Source organism: Janibacter massiliensis (assembly GCF_900289115.1).
GTDB lineage: Bacteria > Actinomycetota > Actinomycetes > Actinomycetales > Dermatophilaceae > Janibacter_A > Janibacter_A massiliensis.
The window spans coordinates 1,374,061-1,388,163 of record NZ_LT985196.1 but is presented as its reverse complement, the minus strand read 5'-3'; the positions used below and the strand labels follow the sequence as shown (position 1 = coordinate 1,388,163).

General features: G+C 71.6%; 17 protein-coding genes. 6 read left to right on the top strand and 11 right to left on the bottom strand.

All coding sequences use genetic code 11. The features are described from left to right. Position 1: 1 nt before the first annotated feature. Positions 2-889, bottom strand: a complete 888-nt coding sequence (locus DAA34_RS06720; RefSeq protein WP_106818163.1) for a TIR domain-containing protein — start codon at positions 887-889, stop codon at positions 2-4. 308 nt (positions 890-1,197) lie between these two features. On the opposite strand from DAA34_RS06720, the gene DAA34_RS06710 reads away from it, so the two are divergent. The 3 genes from DAA34_RS06710 to DAA34_RS06700 are packed head-to-tail and all read left to right on the top strand — an operon-like array spanning position 1,198 to position 2,374. Beyond that, entirely contained in the window at positions 1,198-1,839 is a 642-nt protein-coding gene (locus DAA34_RS06710) for a P-loop NTPase family protein (RefSeq protein ID WP_158707652.1), read from the top strand. A 35-nt stretch (positions 1,840-1,874) separates the two neighbouring features. Further along, complete coding sequence (locus DAA34_RS06705; RefSeq protein ID WP_106818160.1) at positions 1,875-2,120, top strand: type II toxin-antitoxin system Phd/YefM family antitoxin; 246 nt, start codon at positions 1,875-1,877, stop codon at positions 2,118-2,120. Then, complete coding sequence (locus DAA34_RS06700; protein WP_106818159.1) at positions 2,117-2,374, top strand: Txe/YoeB family addiction module toxin; 258 nt, start codon at positions 2,117-2,119, stop codon at positions 2,372-2,374. Before DAA34_RS06705 ends, DAA34_RS06700 begins: the two co-directional genes overlap by 4 nt. A gap of 33 nt (positions 2,375-2,407) precedes the next feature. Here the strand turns inward: DAA34_RS06700 and DAA34_RS06695 are convergent, their stop codons facing one another. After that, on the bottom strand, positions 2,408-2,812 hold the full coding sequence (locus tag DAA34_RS06695) for a hypothetical protein (RefSeq protein WP_158707651.1): 405 nt from the start codon (positions 2,810-2,812) through the stop codon (positions 2,408-2,410). A gap of 276 nt (positions 2,813-3,088) precedes the next feature. Between DAA34_RS06695 and DAA34_RS06690 the strand changes: the two genes are divergently transcribed. Further along, a complete protein-coding gene (locus tag DAA34_RS06690) occupies positions 3,089-3,337 on the top strand; it encodes a WhiB family transcriptional regulator (RefSeq protein ID WP_106818157.1) in 249 nt (82 codons plus the stop codon). Between the two features lie 10 nt (positions 3,338-3,347). On the opposite strand, the gene DAA34_RS06685 is transcribed toward DAA34_RS06690, so the two are convergent. The 4 genes from DAA34_RS06685 to DAA34_RS06670 form a co-directional block, all read right to left on the bottom strand. Beyond that, positions 3,348-4,838, bottom strand: a complete 1,491-nt coding sequence (locus DAA34_RS06685) for a sensor histidine kinase (RefSeq protein ID WP_106818156.1) — start codon at positions 4,836-4,838, stop codon at positions 3,348-3,350. 20 nt (positions 4,839-4,858) lie between these two features. Then, the gene (locus DAA34_RS12465) at positions 4,859-5,641 is read right to left on the bottom strand and encodes a hypothetical protein (protein ID WP_106818155.1); all 783 of its coding nucleotides are present in this window, start codon (positions 5,639-5,641) and stop codon (positions 4,859-4,861) included. A gap of 228 nt (positions 5,642-5,869) precedes the next feature. Next, positions 5,870-6,811 carry an electron transfer flavoprotein subunit alpha/FixB family protein gene (locus DAA34_RS06675; protein ID WP_106818154.1) on the bottom strand — a complete coding sequence of 314 codons (942 nt, stop codon included), beginning with the start codon at positions 6,809-6,811 and terminating at the stop codon, positions 5,870-5,872. A gap of 33 nt (positions 6,812-6,844) precedes the next feature. Continuing rightward, complete coding sequence (locus DAA34_RS06670) at positions 6,845-7,627, bottom strand: electron transfer flavoprotein subunit beta/FixA family protein (protein WP_106818153.1); 783 nt, start codon at positions 7,625-7,627, stop codon at positions 6,845-6,847. Between the two features lie 160 nt (positions 7,628-7,787). Between DAA34_RS06670 and DAA34_RS06665 the strand changes: the two genes are divergently transcribed. Then, positions 7,788-8,570, top strand: a complete 783-nt coding sequence (locus DAA34_RS06665) for a class I SAM-dependent methyltransferase (RefSeq protein ID WP_106818152.1) — start codon at positions 7,788-7,790, stop codon at positions 8,568-8,570. 17 nt (positions 8,571-8,587) lie between these two features. Here the strand turns inward: DAA34_RS06665 and DAA34_RS06660 are convergent, their stop codons facing one another. From DAA34_RS06660 to DAA34_RS06640, 5 genes are read right to left on the bottom strand one after another with little or no spacing between them, the layout of a single operon-like run. Further along, positions 8,588-8,920 (bottom strand): hypothetical protein, encoded by a 333-nt coding sequence (locus tag DAA34_RS06660; protein ID WP_106818151.1) that lies wholly within the window; start codon positions 8,918-8,920, stop codon positions 8,588-8,590. Beyond that, positions 8,913-9,563, bottom strand: coding sequence for an acyltransferase (locus tag DAA34_RS06655; RefSeq protein WP_106818150.1), 651 nt, complete (start codon positions 9,561-9,563; stop codon positions 8,913-8,915). The genes DAA34_RS06660 and DAA34_RS06655 overlap by 8 nt, the downstream gene beginning before the upstream one ends. 8 nt (positions 9,564-9,571) lie before the next feature. After that, positions 9,572-10,525, bottom strand: a complete 954-nt coding sequence (locus DAA34_RS06650; protein WP_199847434.1) for a class I SAM-dependent methyltransferase — start codon at positions 10,523-10,525, stop codon at positions 9,572-9,574. 20 nt (positions 10,526-10,545) lie between these two features. Then, positions 10,546-11,325 (bottom strand): enoyl-CoA hydratase/isomerase family protein, encoded by a 780-nt coding sequence (locus DAA34_RS06645; RefSeq protein WP_106818148.1) that lies wholly within the window; start codon positions 11,323-11,325, stop codon positions 10,546-10,548. Next, positions 11,322-11,861 carry a YbjN domain-containing protein gene (locus DAA34_RS06640; protein WP_106818147.1) on the bottom strand — a complete coding sequence of 180 codons (540 nt, stop codon included), beginning with the start codon at positions 11,859-11,861 and terminating at the stop codon, positions 11,322-11,324. The genes DAA34_RS06645 and DAA34_RS06640 overlap by 4 nt, the downstream gene beginning before the upstream one ends. 35 nt (positions 11,862-11,896) lie before the next feature. On the opposite strand from DAA34_RS06640, the gene glgX reads away from it, so the two are divergent. Continuing rightward, positions 11,897-14,083: a glycogen debranching protein GlgX gene (gene glgX / locus DAA34_RS06635; RefSeq protein WP_234354143.1), complete on the top strand. Its 2,187-nt coding sequence runs from the start codon at positions 11,897-11,899 to the stop codon at positions 14,081-14,083. Positions 14,084-14,103: the final 20 nt, after the last annotated feature.

Here is a 14,103-nt window from a genome sequence, read left to right as displayed (position 1 = left end):
GTCAGTCTCCGCTCACGAACAGGGTTTGCTCGAATGGTGTGCCGTCTTCCGTCGTGGCCGTGACGATGATCTCGAAGTAGGACTTGGATCGCTGGGACAGGCGCAGTGGCAACAGGTCCAAGACCTTTACGGTGCTTCCGCGGGGCAACCGTGGGATCGGCAGGTCAGCCCCGTCTCGCGTTAGAGACTCTAGGTCTTCGCCTACTGGTCGAACGTCTACCTCGAAGGCAGTTCCAGGGCCCAAGTTGGTGAGCCGTAGCGGGCGCATCTTGCTACCCCCAAGATCGTGAAGTGCGGCCTTGAACTGGGGCTCACCCGACGCCTGGGTTGAGGGGAGCCTCTTGCCGAGAGGTAGTCCACCTCCGGGGGTCGCCGGGGCGCTCAGATCTCCGGCTGTTTGCCAGTCCGTCCCCGTCAAGTCCACTTCGCACCCGGCACTGTTCAAGCGGTTCGCGAGCGACTGCCTCTGCTGAGGACTGTTGTCCATCCTCACGTAGTGCCGGCCATGGACGTCGCTGAACTGTCGGACGTCGCCAAGAGTCACCAGGATCGTTCGATCTTGGTCTCGGCCCATCGCCATCCCAGCCTCGAACGTGACGTTCTGGCGAGCCTGCATCTTGGGTTCACAGTCCGGGTCGCCGCGACGCCCCAGCGAGTCGTGGAGGTATCCGACATCGTCGGGGGTCTGCAACACGACAACCGCTTGGGCTTCGTTGAAGACCGCGTCGAGCACCTGACCGATGTAGGGAGATCCAGAGCCCGTCATCGCGATGGCGTGCTCCCACTCGATGGGCTGCAGACCGATGGAGCGAAGGAAGTCGAACATCCCCCGCCGAGCTACCTCGTTCCGGCCGTGGATGACGAAGACCTTGCGGGGATCGACCGCCATGAGCTTCCTTTCGTCGCGCTTGTGCCGACCATAGCTGGCACTACCGACAGACCCCCAAGGTCACACTGTCGTGGCTCCGCGGCCAGTGAGCCGCAGCAGCTGGCGAGTGGCGCACCGCAAGCCTGTGGCGAGCGTGCCATCCCGTTGGAGTGGTGCGCGGGGTTGCTTCTAACTCGGCTCGCGGGATTTTGACACGATCCGCACGGGATCAATGAATCGGATCGCTGGTGAAAGCGCAGGTCAGGCTAGTTCTGCGATCAACCCGAGCTCCGCCCGCCGCGGTCGTACCGCCGCTCCGGGTCGAGCCCATGCCATCCACGGTCTCCCCGGACGACCTCACCGGCTGCCGCGATCTCGTCCCGATCGGTATCGGCGGTCCGGACGTCGTCCCTCTCGGCCTCGATCCCGACCGCGACGGATGCCGGTGGGTCGTGCAGGGCGCCCCCCGATCGGGTCGGTCCACCGTCCTTGCCACGAGCGTGCATGCGCTCGCCGCCGCCGGCCGCAGGGTGGTCATCGTCCTCGGCCGCTCGCAGACACCGTTGGTGGCCGTTGCAGGCGAGCTGGGCATCGACCCGATCGGCGCGGACGACCGCGACCGGCTGGTCCGCGAGCTCGAGGCCCACCCGGGCGCCGCGGTCGTGATCGACGATGCCGAGCTCCTCGTCGACCGGCCGTGCGAGGCGGTGCTGCGCCAGTACGCGGCGGAGGCGGATCGGTTCGGCGGTCTGGTCGTCGCTGCGGTGTCGACGACCCATGCGACGACGTCGCTGCGGGGCTTCGTCGTCGACCTCCTGCGCCACCGCACGGGCGTCGTCATCGGAGCGACGGCCCCCTCCGACGGCGACGGCTTCGGCCTCCGTCTACCGGCCATCGACCGCCTCCCCGGCCGGGCGCACCTCATCCGTCACGGGGAGGTCGACGAGATCCAGCTGGCCGCGCCCTGCTAGTCTGGTACAAGATCAAGTACCAGACGGGGGGAGCAATGGCCATCACCGCGAGCGAGGCCCGGAAGCGTCTTTTTCCCCTGATCGAGCAGGTCAACGAGGATCGCGCCCCGGTGGAGATCACCTCCCGCGCAGGCGACGCCATCCTCATATCCAAGGCCGACTACGACGCCCTCGAGGAGACCGCGCACCTCCTGCGCGTTCCCGCCAACGCCGCGCACCTGGTGGAGAGCCTGCGCCAGGCCCGGTCCGGAGAACGGACCGAGCACGACCTGCAGCGATGAGACTCGTCTTCACCCCGAACGGGTGGGACGACTACACCCACTGGCTCGCCGCCGACCGACAGACGCTTCGACGCATCAACCGCCTGATCGACGACGCGCTGCGCGATCCGACCTCCGGGATCGGCAAGCCGGAACCGTTGCGCCACATGCTCGCAGGCGCATGGTCCCGCCGGATCACAGAGGAGCACCGCGTGGTGTACCTCGTGGACGGCGACGACCTCGTCGTCCTGCAGGCCCGATTCCACTACGAGTAAGCGGCGGGAGCGGCCGGCGGATCCGGTCGTCGTTCAGGCCCCGTCCTCGTCCTCCGACGCTGCCGCGACCGCCGAGGCGGCGGCACCGGCCAGGGCGAGCAGCCCGACGACCGAGCCCAGGAGCGGCTCACCTGTGCGCAGAAAGGTCCAGGCCACGGGCAGCAGCAGGAGGTTCCACACGAAGGTCGGCACCTTCGGGCTGCTCGACCCTGTCCACCACAGCTTCGCCCCGACGACCAGCGCGACGGCGAAGACGAGCAGCAGCGCGGCGCTACCGAGCGCGACCGGCGGCGAGGACGACCGAGCCATGACCAGCTCGAGGACGTACCAGACGACGGCCGCGACCAGCCCGAGCGCCTCGAGCAGGGAGACGACGGCAGCCACGAGATGGGTGGTCGGACGGGCGCTGTCGGGGTGGTCTGCTGGCTCAGCGTTCACCCGCCACACGGTACGGAACGGGAATGGTCGGAGCTCCCCGGCCGTTGCCCCCGTGTACCGATCGCGTCACACCGCGGCATCTTTCTGCGCCTGACCATTGCCCAACGCCGTCGCCAACGGTCAGAATGAACGTCGCACGTCTGCCTGACCCCCTACCGGCGTGACGACCGGCCCGCGCACCCGCGGTGCCGCCCCCCGACGACGCGACGGAGCGTCCCTGCCCGAGCGCCACCGCGACCTCGGGCCAGCTGAGCCACGACAAGGAGCACGATCAGTATGGACTGGCGCGACCGCGCTGCCTGCCTGGACGAGGACCCCGAGCTGTTCTTCCCCATCGGGAACACGGGTCCGGCCATCCGGCAGATCGAGGAGGCCAAGGCCGTCTGCCGACGGTGCGAGGTCACCGACACGTGCTTGAAGTGGGCCCTCGACTCGGGTCAGGACGCCGGCGTCTGGGGCGGCCTGTCCGAGGACGAGCGTCGCGCCCTCAAGCGCCGCAACGCCCGGGCCCGCCGCGCCGGCTAACCCCTCCCCCTCATCCGCGCCCGCTGGCCCCTCGGGTCAGCGGGCGCAGCCGTACCGTGAACTGCACGCGCGTGCCCCGCGGCTGCGCGTCCTCCCACCGGATCGTCCCCCGCAGGTCGCTGACGAGCGAGGTGACGATCCGCGTCCCCAGCCCGGCGCGGGAGGGACGGTAGCCGGCCGGCAGCCCCTGCCCGTCGTCCTCGATCGTCACCCGCAGCAGGTCGTGACCGTCCTCGACGAGCCGCTCGGCCTGCACCTGCACGCACCCGCCCCGCTCGCCCAGCCCGTGCTCCGCGGCGTTCTGGACGAGCTCGGAGATGATCATCGCCACCGGGGTCGCGTCCTCGGCCCGCAGGCGCCCGAACGCCCCCACGAGCCGTGGCTCGATCGGCCGGTCGCTCGAGGACACCTCGACCACCGCCCGCAGCCCCCGCCAGGCGATGTCGTCGAAGTTCACCGTCTCGTCGAACCCCGAGCTGAGCGTCTCGTGGACGAGGGCGATCGTCCCCACCCGGCGCACGGCGTCGGTGAGCGCCACCCGCCCGGGCCCCTCGTCGAGGCGCCGCGCCTGCAGCCGCAGCAGCGCCGCGACCGTCTGGAGGTTGTTCTTCACCCGGTGGTGGATCTCCCGGATGGTCGCGTCCTTGCTCAGCACCTCCTGCTCCGAGCGCCGCAGCTCGGAGACGTCCCGCAGGAGCAGCAGCGCCCCGGACCGACGCCCGGCGGTCGTCAGCGGGATCGAGCGCATGGCGACCGTCGCCCCGCCGACGGTGACGTCCGACCGCCACGGCGCCCGCCCGAGCGTGACCAGGGGCAGCGACTCGTCGACCTCGACCCCGTCCCGCAGCAGCACGGCGATCGCCTCGGCCAGCGTCTGGCCCTCGATCTCCCCGTGGTGCCCGAGCCGGTGCACGGCGCTCTGGGCGTTCGGGCTCGCGAACGTCACGACCCCGTCCGCGTCGAGCCGGACGACGCCGTCCCCCACCCGTGGCGAGCCGCGCCGGGACGCCGTCGGCGCTGCGGGGTTGGGCCAGTCGCCCGTCGCGACCATCCCGAACAGCTCGTCGCCCAGGGAGCGGTACCCCTCGTCCAACCGGCTGGACGGACCGGCGGACCGGTCGTGCGCATGTCGGGTGAGCACGCCCAGCACGACGTCATCCCTCACGATCGGCACCCCGTCCTCGACGATGTCACCGTCGGCATGGGGCCGCTCGTGCCGAGCCCCTGCGGCCCGTTCCCCCCGGGCCGCCTCCTCGAGGACCCGCCCGAGTCCGTCCCACGGGCTCCGCCCCACGATGTCCTCGACGAACACCATCGGCCCGGTCGTCGGCCGCACGTGAGCCGCGGCGAGCCATCCGTCGCCGGTGCGCACCCAGACGACGAGGTCGGCGAAGCCCAGGTCGGCCAGGACCTGCCAGTCCCCCGTGAGCATGAGCAGCCACTCGCGTTCGATCGGGTCGAGCGTCGTCCGCGACGTCAGGACCTCGTTCAGGGTGGTCACCGGGCCACCCTAGGGGGCGGTCAGCCCACCGAGATGTGCACGTGGTCGAAGTGGTTCTCGGTCGGGTTGCCGCGGTCCTCCATCATCCGCCAGCCCGCGCTGCCGGGGAACCAGATGCGCTGCTTCCAGATGATGTAGGTGATGCCGAGCTCGCCGGCGTGCGCCTGGAGGTAGGCCGCCACCGCGTCGCCGTCGGCCGAACCGCACATGACGTCGACGGCGTGGCCGCTGCCGTGGTCGCCCGGGTCCCCGGGACGCATGCCGCCGATCGTCGTGATCTGCGGGAAGTTCGCCCGGACGGCGGCGTAGACACGCTGGGCGTTCGCCGAGAGACCGAGCGCGGCGGCGGCCGCCGTGTACTGCCCCGTGTCCGCGGGCGCCGGCGTGCCAGCGGCAGGCTGGCTCGGGGCGGGCGCACCACTCGCGGCCGCACCGCTGGCCGACGCATCCGGCATGGCGTCGGACGGCTGGTCGGCGGTCGGCTGGGCGACCGGCTCCGGCTTCGGCTTCGGCTTCGGCTTGGGCTTGGCCAGGGCGACGACGTTCACCTCGGCGAAGTCGCTGACGTCGGTGCCGGCGCCCGTCGGCGCGGTCACTGCAGGGGCGGCCGTGCGCACCGACGATCGGGACGCCGGCCGGTCCGCCCGGAGGAGCGCAGCGCTCGTCCGGGCCTTCGCGCTCGCGTTCTGGCTCGGAGCCGCGCCGTCGGCGGAGGCGGCGCCGCCCGAGACCGTGACGCCCGTGGCGGTCGTCGCCAGGAGGGACAGGCCGACGACGCCCTTGAGGCCGGTGCTGAGGTTCACGACCGGCAGACGGCGGACCGAGCCGGAGGCGTGACGAGGGGCATGACGGGGGCTGTACGCGGGGCGTCCCATGGTGGGGCGGTGGCCTTCCATCGAGGGGCTGGAGTGCCGGACAGGGGTCCATCGGCACGGCAACGGTAGCCGACGAGACCCCCTTTGTCACGTTTGGGTAACGGCGAGCCCCCGGCGCCGAGGAGGCACCGGGGGCTCGTCGTGACGACCCGTGGGTCAGCCTCTCTTCACGGCCTCCGTGGCCTGCGGGAGGACCTGGAAGAGGTCGCCGACGACACCGAAGTCGACGAGCTCGAAGATCGGCGCCTCCTCGTCCTTGTTGATGGCGACGATCGTCTTCGAGGTCTGCATACCGGCACGGTGCTGGATCGCGCCGGAGATGCCGGCGGCGACGTACAGCTGCGGGCTGACCTGCTTGCCCGTCTGGCCGACCTGGCTCGTGTGCGGGTACCAGCCGGCGTCGACGGCGGCACGCGAGGCACCGACGGCGGCGCCGAGCGCGTCGGCGAACTCCTCGACCGGCGCGAAGTCACCGCCGGTGCCACGACCGCCGGAGACGACGATGGCGGCCTCGGTGAGCTCGGGGCGGCCCGACTGCTCCTTCGGCTTCGAGTCCGTGATCTTCGCGGCCTTGGCGGCGTCGGAGACGGCCGTGTCGACCTTGACGATCTCGGCGGGCGCCGGCGAGCCCTCGATCGGGGCGCTGTTCGGCTTGACCGTGATGATCGGCGTGCCCTTGGTGACCGAGGACGTCGTCGTGTACGACCCGGCGAAGACGGACTGCGTCGTCGTCGGACCGGCCTGGACGTCGACCGCGTCGGTGATCAGACCCGACTCGCAGCGGATCGACAGACGGGCGGCGAGCTCCTTGCCGGCCGGGTTGCTCGGGATGAGCACGGCGGCGGGGCTCGTCTTCTCGATGAGGTCGGCGAGGATGTCGACCTGCGGGGCGACGAGGTACTCGGTCACCTCCGGGGAGTCGGCGACGTAGACCTTGTGCGATCCGAACCGGCCGAGCACGCCCTGGGCGTCCTCGATGCCGGAACCGATGTAGACGGCGGACGGCTCACCGAGGCGGCGGGCGATCGTCAGCAGCTCGGCGGTCGTCTTGCGGACCTCGCCGTTCGCGTGGTCGACGAGAACGAGAACTTCAGCCATGGGGTTCTACCTCTTTCTTTCGCGTCGGCCGGATCAGACGAACTTCTGGGCGGAGAGGAACGCCGCGAGCTTGGTGCCGCCGTCGCCCTCGTCGGTGACGATCTCGCCCTGCTCGCGCGGCGGACGCTTCGTGAAGGACTCGACCTTCGTCCACGAGGCCTCGAGGCCGACCTGACCGGCGTCGAGCCCGAGGTCGGCGAGGGTCCACTCCTCGACCGGCTTCTTCTTCGCGGCCATGATCCCCTTGAACGAGGGGTAGCGCGGCTCGTTGATCTGGTCGGTGACCGAGATGAGGGCCGGCAGCGACGCCTCGATCGTCTCCGAGGCGGTGTCGCCGTCGCGGCGGATCGTGACCGAACCGCCGTCGAGGGTGAGCTCGGAGGCGAAGGTGACCTGCGGGAGGCCCAGGCGCTCGGCGAGCATCGGGGGGATGACGCTCATCGTGCCGTCCGTCGAGGCCATGCCGGTCATGACGATGTCGGGCGAACCGATCTTCTTCACGGCCTCGGCGAGGACGAGCGAGGTGGCCGGGGCGTCCGAGCCGTGGATGGCCTCGTCGTTGATGTGGACGCCCTTGTGGGCGCCCATCTGGAGGGCCTTCTTCACGGCCTCGGCGGCGGCGTCGGGACCGACGGTGAGGACGGTGACCTCACCCTCGCCGGCCTCGACGATCTTCAGGGCCTCCTCGACGGCGTACTCGTCGAGCTCGCTGAGGAGGCCGTCGACGCCCTCGCGGTCCGTGGTGTTGTCCGACTCGTTGAACGTCCGATCGGACTGCGCGTCCGGGACGTACTTGACGCAGACGACGATGTTCATCGGTGAATCGTCCTCTTCCTGTTGGGGGGTCGATCGACTGCGGCCCGAACGGCCGCTGAGACTCCCATACTCGCACTGCCCTCCCACGTGCGCGCACCCCCGTCGGGCGTGAGTCTCGACACGACGCGGGCCGGTGGGTCGCGCCGGTGAGAATGAGGCCATGACGACCCCCGTGCCCGCCACCCTGCCGCTGACCGGCGAGCGCACCGTCCCCGGGATCCCCGAGGAGAACTACTGGTTCCGCCGCCACGAGGTCGTCTACGAGGCGTTGCCGTCGTGGCTGCCGCCGCAGACCTCCCTCATCCTCGATGCCGGGTGCGGCGAGGGGTACGGGGTCGCCCTCACGGCCTCGCTCGTCGACGGCGCGCGGGTCGTCGGGCTCGACTACGACGCGCTCACCGCCGCGCACGCCGCGGCGGCGCACGCCGGAGCACGGACGGGCTTCGTCCGGGGGCTGCTCACGGCGCTGCCGCTGCCGGACGCGGCGGTGGACGCAGCCGTGTCGCTGCAGGTGGTCGAGCACATCTGGACGCCGGGCGAGTACGTCGCCGAGCTGCTGCGGGTCCTGCGACCCGGCGGCCGGCTCGTCGTGTCGACGCCGAACCGGATCACCTTCTCCGCCGGGCTCGGCCGCCGGGAGCGGCCGACGAACCCCTTCCACTGCCGCGAGTACGACGCCGCGGAGCTCGCCGAGGAGCTGGCGCGCTGGGGCGGGGCGGACGTCAGCGACGTGACCGTCCTCGGGCTGCGGCACGGGGAGCGCCTGGCCGCCTGGGAGGCGGAGCACGGACCCCTCGTCGACGCCCAGCTGCAAGCCGACCCGGCGACCTGGCCGGAGCACCTGCGCGCACTCGTCGCCTCGGTGAGGTGCGAGGACTTCGTGCTCACGCTGGACGGGCTCGAGGACTGCCTCGACCTCGTCGTCCTCGCGACCCGAGCCTGACGCTCGGACGCCTGGCGTCAGCTCGCGGCGTTCTCGACGACGTGGAAGGCGGGCTCCTCGTACGGGTGCGCACCGCGCAGCGCGGCGACGACCTGTACGCGCAGCGAGCGCGGAAAGGTCACCTCGACGCGGTCCTCCTCGACGTGCTCGTCCGCGCCGACCGACCCGATCGTCGGGTCCGCGCCGGACAGCGGGCGGAACCGGCCCCGACCGCGGGTGACGAAGGCGCACCGGTCGTAGTCCCCGATCGCCCCGGCACCCGCGGCGAAGAGCGCCTCGAGCAGGTCCTCGGTCGCCGCGACGGGGACGTAGACGACAAGGACGTCGAGCGGCTCGCGCGGCTCACTCATCGGCGCCCCGCATCCGCACGACCCGCCCGGGGACCCCGGCGATGACCGCACCGGCCGGATAGCTCCCTCGCGCGACGGCGCCGGCGGCCACCACCGAGCCCGGACCGATGTCCGTCCCGCGGGTGATGATCGTCTTCGTCCCGACCCACGTCCCGCCACCGATCCGCACGGGCGACTTGACGATCCCCTGGTCCTTGATCGGCACCCCGAGGTCGTCGAACTTGTGGTCGAAGTCGCAGACGTAGACGTCGTCGGCGAACAGCGCGGCCTCGCCGATCTCGACGTCGATCCAGCAGTTGACGGTGTTGCGGATGCCGATGACCGACTTGCGCCCGATGCGCAGCGTGCCCTCGTGGGCCCGCAGCCGGCTGCCGTGCCCGAAGTGGCAGAACGCGCCGACGAACAGGCGACCGAATCCCGGGCTCACCTCGAACTCGACGTCGGGACCGACGAAGCACGGCCCCTCGAAGACCAGCCCCGGCGTCCCCCGCACGGCGCGCGCCATCCGCAGGTACGACAGCAGGTGGTGGCGCGTGAGCGCGCGGTTGGCGACGACCCACCCGACCCAGCGCCACCACGGCCACGGGCAGGTCCGGCGGGGCTGCACCGGTCGGGTCCAGCTCGCCTCGGGCAGCGAGGCCACCGTCGTCCTCAGCGGGGTTTCACGCCGGTGATGCCGACGTTGTAGAAGAACTTCTGCGGGACGACGCGCGAGAGCACCTTCTCGTCGATGAGGGACAGGCGCTTCCACGAGGAGAACGCGAACATCGCCCAGCGCATCCCGAGCGCGCCCTCCTTGACCCCCGCCTCGATCGTCCGCACGGGCCAGCCCAGGAGCGCCGCGGTCAGCTCCTCGGTGTGCGTACGGACCTCGGTCGCACCGGCCGCGCGGGCCGTCGCGGCGAGCTCGGCGGGGTCGAAGGTGTGCAGGTCGACGACCGCCTCGAGCGCTGCGGCCCGGGAGGACTCGTCGAGCTCTTCCTTGGGGCGGGCGTACCGCTCCCGCAGCGGGGGCAGGTGGGTGATCGCCTTCGTCGCGATCCACGTGGCGTGGCCCAGGCGGCGCGCGTAGGCGTGCCCGATCCGCGTCGGCTCACCGGCGATGACGAACCGGCCGCCGGGCTTGAGCACGCGGAGCATCTCGCGGAAGGCGAGCTCGACGTCGGGGATGTGGTGGATCACCGCGTGCCCGACGACGACGTCGAAGGTGTCGTCGTCGTAGGGCAGGTGCTCGGCGTCGGCGACCCGACCCTCGACGTCGAACCCGAGCTCCTGAGCGTTGCGCCTGGCCACCTCGACCATCCCCGGCGAGAGATCGGTGACGTGGACCTCGTCGACGACCCCGGCGACGCGCAGGTTGAGCGAGAAGAATCCCGTCCCCGCACCGATCTCGAGGGCCCGCCGGTACGGCAGCGCCTCCCCCGCGGGCAGCGGCTCGCCGACGACCCCGAGGAAGCGGTCCTTGGCGTAGGTGGCGCACCGCTCGTCGAAGTCGATGGCCCACTTCGCGTCGTAGGTCCCCGACTCCCAGTCGTGGTAGAGCACCTGGGCGAGCTTGTTGTCCTCGTACGCCCGGCGGACGTCCTCCTCGGAGGCGGGGGTCACGCCCCCCTCGTGCTCGGCGCTCACGCGCCCTCGAAGGTGGCCTTGCCGGGGCCGTTCTCGAGGAAGCTCGTCATGCCGTTCGTGCGGTCCTTCGTGGCGAAGAGCTGGGCGAACAGCATCCGCTCGATCTCCAGACCGGTCCGCAGGTCGGTCTCGAGCCCGCGGTCGATGGCCTCCTTCGCCGCGCGAAGCGCGTAGGCCGGGCCGCCGACGAACTGGCTCATGAACTCGCGTGCCGCGGACTCGACCTCGTCGGCCTCGACGACCTTGTCGACGAGCCCGATCTCGAGAGCCTCGTCGGCAGCGACGAAGCGGCCCGTGAAGACGAGGTCCTTGGCCCGCGACGGGCCGACGAGCCGGGCGAGCCGCTGCGTGCCGCCCATCCCCGGGATGACTCCGAGGAGGATCTCCGGCTGACCGAGCTTCGCGTTGCGGGCGACGAACCGGAAGTCGCAGGCGAGCGCGAGCTCGCACCCGCCGCCGAGGGCGTACCCGGTGATCGCGGCGAGCGTCGGCTTCGGGATCTCGGCGATCGCGCTGATCGACGAGATGAGCCCCGAGGAGGCATCGATCATCTCGGTGTGGGACATCGCCTGCATCTGCTTGATGTCGGCGCCGGCGGCGAACACCTTCTCGCCGCCCCACACGATCACGGCGCTGACGTCGGCGCGCTCGGTCGCCTCCTGCGCGGCGGCCTTGAGACCGGCCTGCACCTCGAGGTTCAGGGCGTTCATCGGCGGGCGGTCGACCCGGATGGTGCCGATGCTTTCGGCCACCTCCAGGCGGACGAGGTCGCTCATGCCTGCTCGCCCGCGGGAGCCTCGCCCGGAGCCTGGTCCGCGTCGCCGGGCTCGATGACCGACTCGCCCGTGGCGCGCTCGTGCCACAGCTGGACGGCGTGGAGGGTCAGCGGGACGGCGATGGACAGCAGGCCCTGGACGTCCGCGCCGCGCGGGAGCATGTGCTCGCTCGTGACGAGGAGGGTGTCGTTGGCGATGGCCGCCTTGACGAGGTTGAAGGCGACGTTGACGTCGTTGCAGACCTCGAGACGCGTGAGGTGGTCGGCCGGGACCGGCTCCTGCAGCTGCCACTGGCCGAAGACCCGGAGCACCTGCGAGTCGTCCTCGCCGCAGCGGACGAACAGCCGCTGGTCCTGGAACTCGAAGGTGACATCGCCGTCGCTGTCGATCTCGGTCGGGGAACCGAGGGCCTCGAGCGCCGCCACCACGCGGTCGCGCAGCGGGCCCTCGTCGACGACCGGCACGGCGCCGGGCTGGTTCGGGGCGGCGCCGTTCGAGCCACCGGAGACGTTGGGCAGGGCGGTCGGATCGCTCATGGTGCCAACCTACAGACTGCGTAGGGTTGTCGCTCGTGTCCGTCCACGATCTCCCGGGCCCGGTGCCCTACGGTCCCCTGGGCCACTCCGTCGGCAGCCCGCCGCCCCCCGGCGTCACCCTCGACGCCGACGGCGCGACGTTCTGCGTCTACGCCGGCCATGCCGATCGCGTCGAGGTCTGCCTGTTCCCGGGGCACGGCGCCACGGGGCCGGACGCGGAACGTCGCGTCGCGCTCACCGAGCGTCTCCACGGGTGGTGGTGGGGGCACGTCGACGACGTCCGGCCCGGCCAGCGGTACGCCCTGCGCGTCGCCGGACCGTGGGACCCGGACGCAGCCCAGCGGCACAACCCCGCCAAGCTCCTCCTCGACCCGTGGGCCCGGGCGATCGAGGGCCACGTGGACATGGTCCCCGCCGTCTTCGGGCACCTGGTCGGCGACGACCTGCGCGGTGACGACACCGTCGCCTCGGACCTCGACAGCGCCCCCCACATGCCCCGGTGCGTCGTCGTCTCGGACGACTTCGACTGGGGGCACGCCCGCCGCCCACGCACCGCGACGGCCGACTCGATCGTCTACGAGGTCCACGTCAAGGAGGCGACCCGCCTGCTCGAGGCCGTGCCCGAGCACCTGCGCGGCACCTACGCCGGGCTCGCCCACCCGGCCTTCATCGAGCATCTGCAGTCGCTGCGCGTCACCGCCGTCGAGCTGCTGCCCGTCCACGCGTTCACCCACGAGCCGCACCTGGCGCTCGCCGGACGGACGAACCACTGGGGGTACAACACCCTCGGGTTCTTCGCGCCCCACGCGGACTACGCGGCCGCCGACGACCCGCAGGGCGTCGTCGACGAGTTCAAGGGGATGGTCAAGCTCCTGCACGAGGCGGGCATCGAGGTCGTCCTCGACGTCGTCTACAACCACACGGCCGAGAAATCGGTCGACGGCCCGACGCTGTCCTGGCGCGGGCTCGACGGGCGCGCCTACTACCGGTTCGACGAGCGCGGCCGGGACGTCGACGTCACCGGCTGCGGGAACACCCTCGACCTGACCCACCCCGTCGTCGTGCGGATGGTCCTGGACTCCCTGCGGTACTGGGTGACCGTCATGGGCGTCGACGGCTTCCGGTTCGACCTCGCCGTCGCGCTCGGTCGTGGCGCGGGCGGCGGGTACGACCCGAACCACCCGTTCCTCGTCGCGCTGCGGACCGACCCGGTCCTGGCCCACGTCAAGCTCGTCGCCGAGCCGTGGGACCTCGGCGACGCCGGCTGGCGCACCGGGCAGTTCCCGCCGCCGTTCAGCGAGTGGAACGACCGGTTCCGGGACGGCGTGCGCTCGTTCTGGCTCACCGACGTCCGGCTCGACGCCGACGGGGACAGCAGCACGGTCGGTCACGGCATCCGCGACATCGTCACCCGGCTCGCCGGCAGCGACGACCTGTTCTGGGCGTACGACCGAGGACCGGCCGCATCGGTCAACTTCGTCACCGCGCACGACGGCTTCACCCTGGCCGACCTCACCGCCTACGACGTCAAGCACAACGAGGTCAACGGCGAGGACAACCGCGACGGGACGACGAACAACCGGTCGTGGAACCACGGCGTCGAGGGCCCGACCGACGACGAGGGGATCCGCACCGCCCGGCGACGGTCGATGCGCAACCTGCTCGGCACCCTGCTGCTGTCCGCCGGCGTGCCGATGCTCCGCTCGGGCGACGAGATCGGGCGCTCCACGGACGGCAACAACAACCCGTACTGCCAGGACAACGCGCTGACCTGGCTGCCGTGGGGCCGGACCGAGCCGTGGCAGGACGACCTGCTCGAGACCACCCGACACCTGACGACGCTCCGGCGCGCGCTGCCCGCGCTGCGGCGGCGGCGGTTCTTCACGGGGGAACCCACGCCAACGGGCGCGCCCGACGTCAGCTGGCTGCGCCTCGACGGCGAGCCGATGGACGACGCGTCGTGGGACGACCGGGCCACCCGGTCCCTGCAGATGCTCGTCGACGGCGAGCCCGACGGCTCGGGCTCGACGCTGATCGTCCTCCACGGGGCGGCGTCCGACGCCGCCGTCCGCCTGCCCGAGCACCCGGGGGCAGCCCGCTGGCGGCTCGCGTGGGACTCGGCGTGGGAGCGCCCCGACGGTGAGCACGCGCACCGGGCACCGGGCGAGGAGCACCGGGTGACGGCGACGAGCCTGCAGGTCTGGCTCGCGACCCACGACTGACCGGCAGACGGCAACAGCGA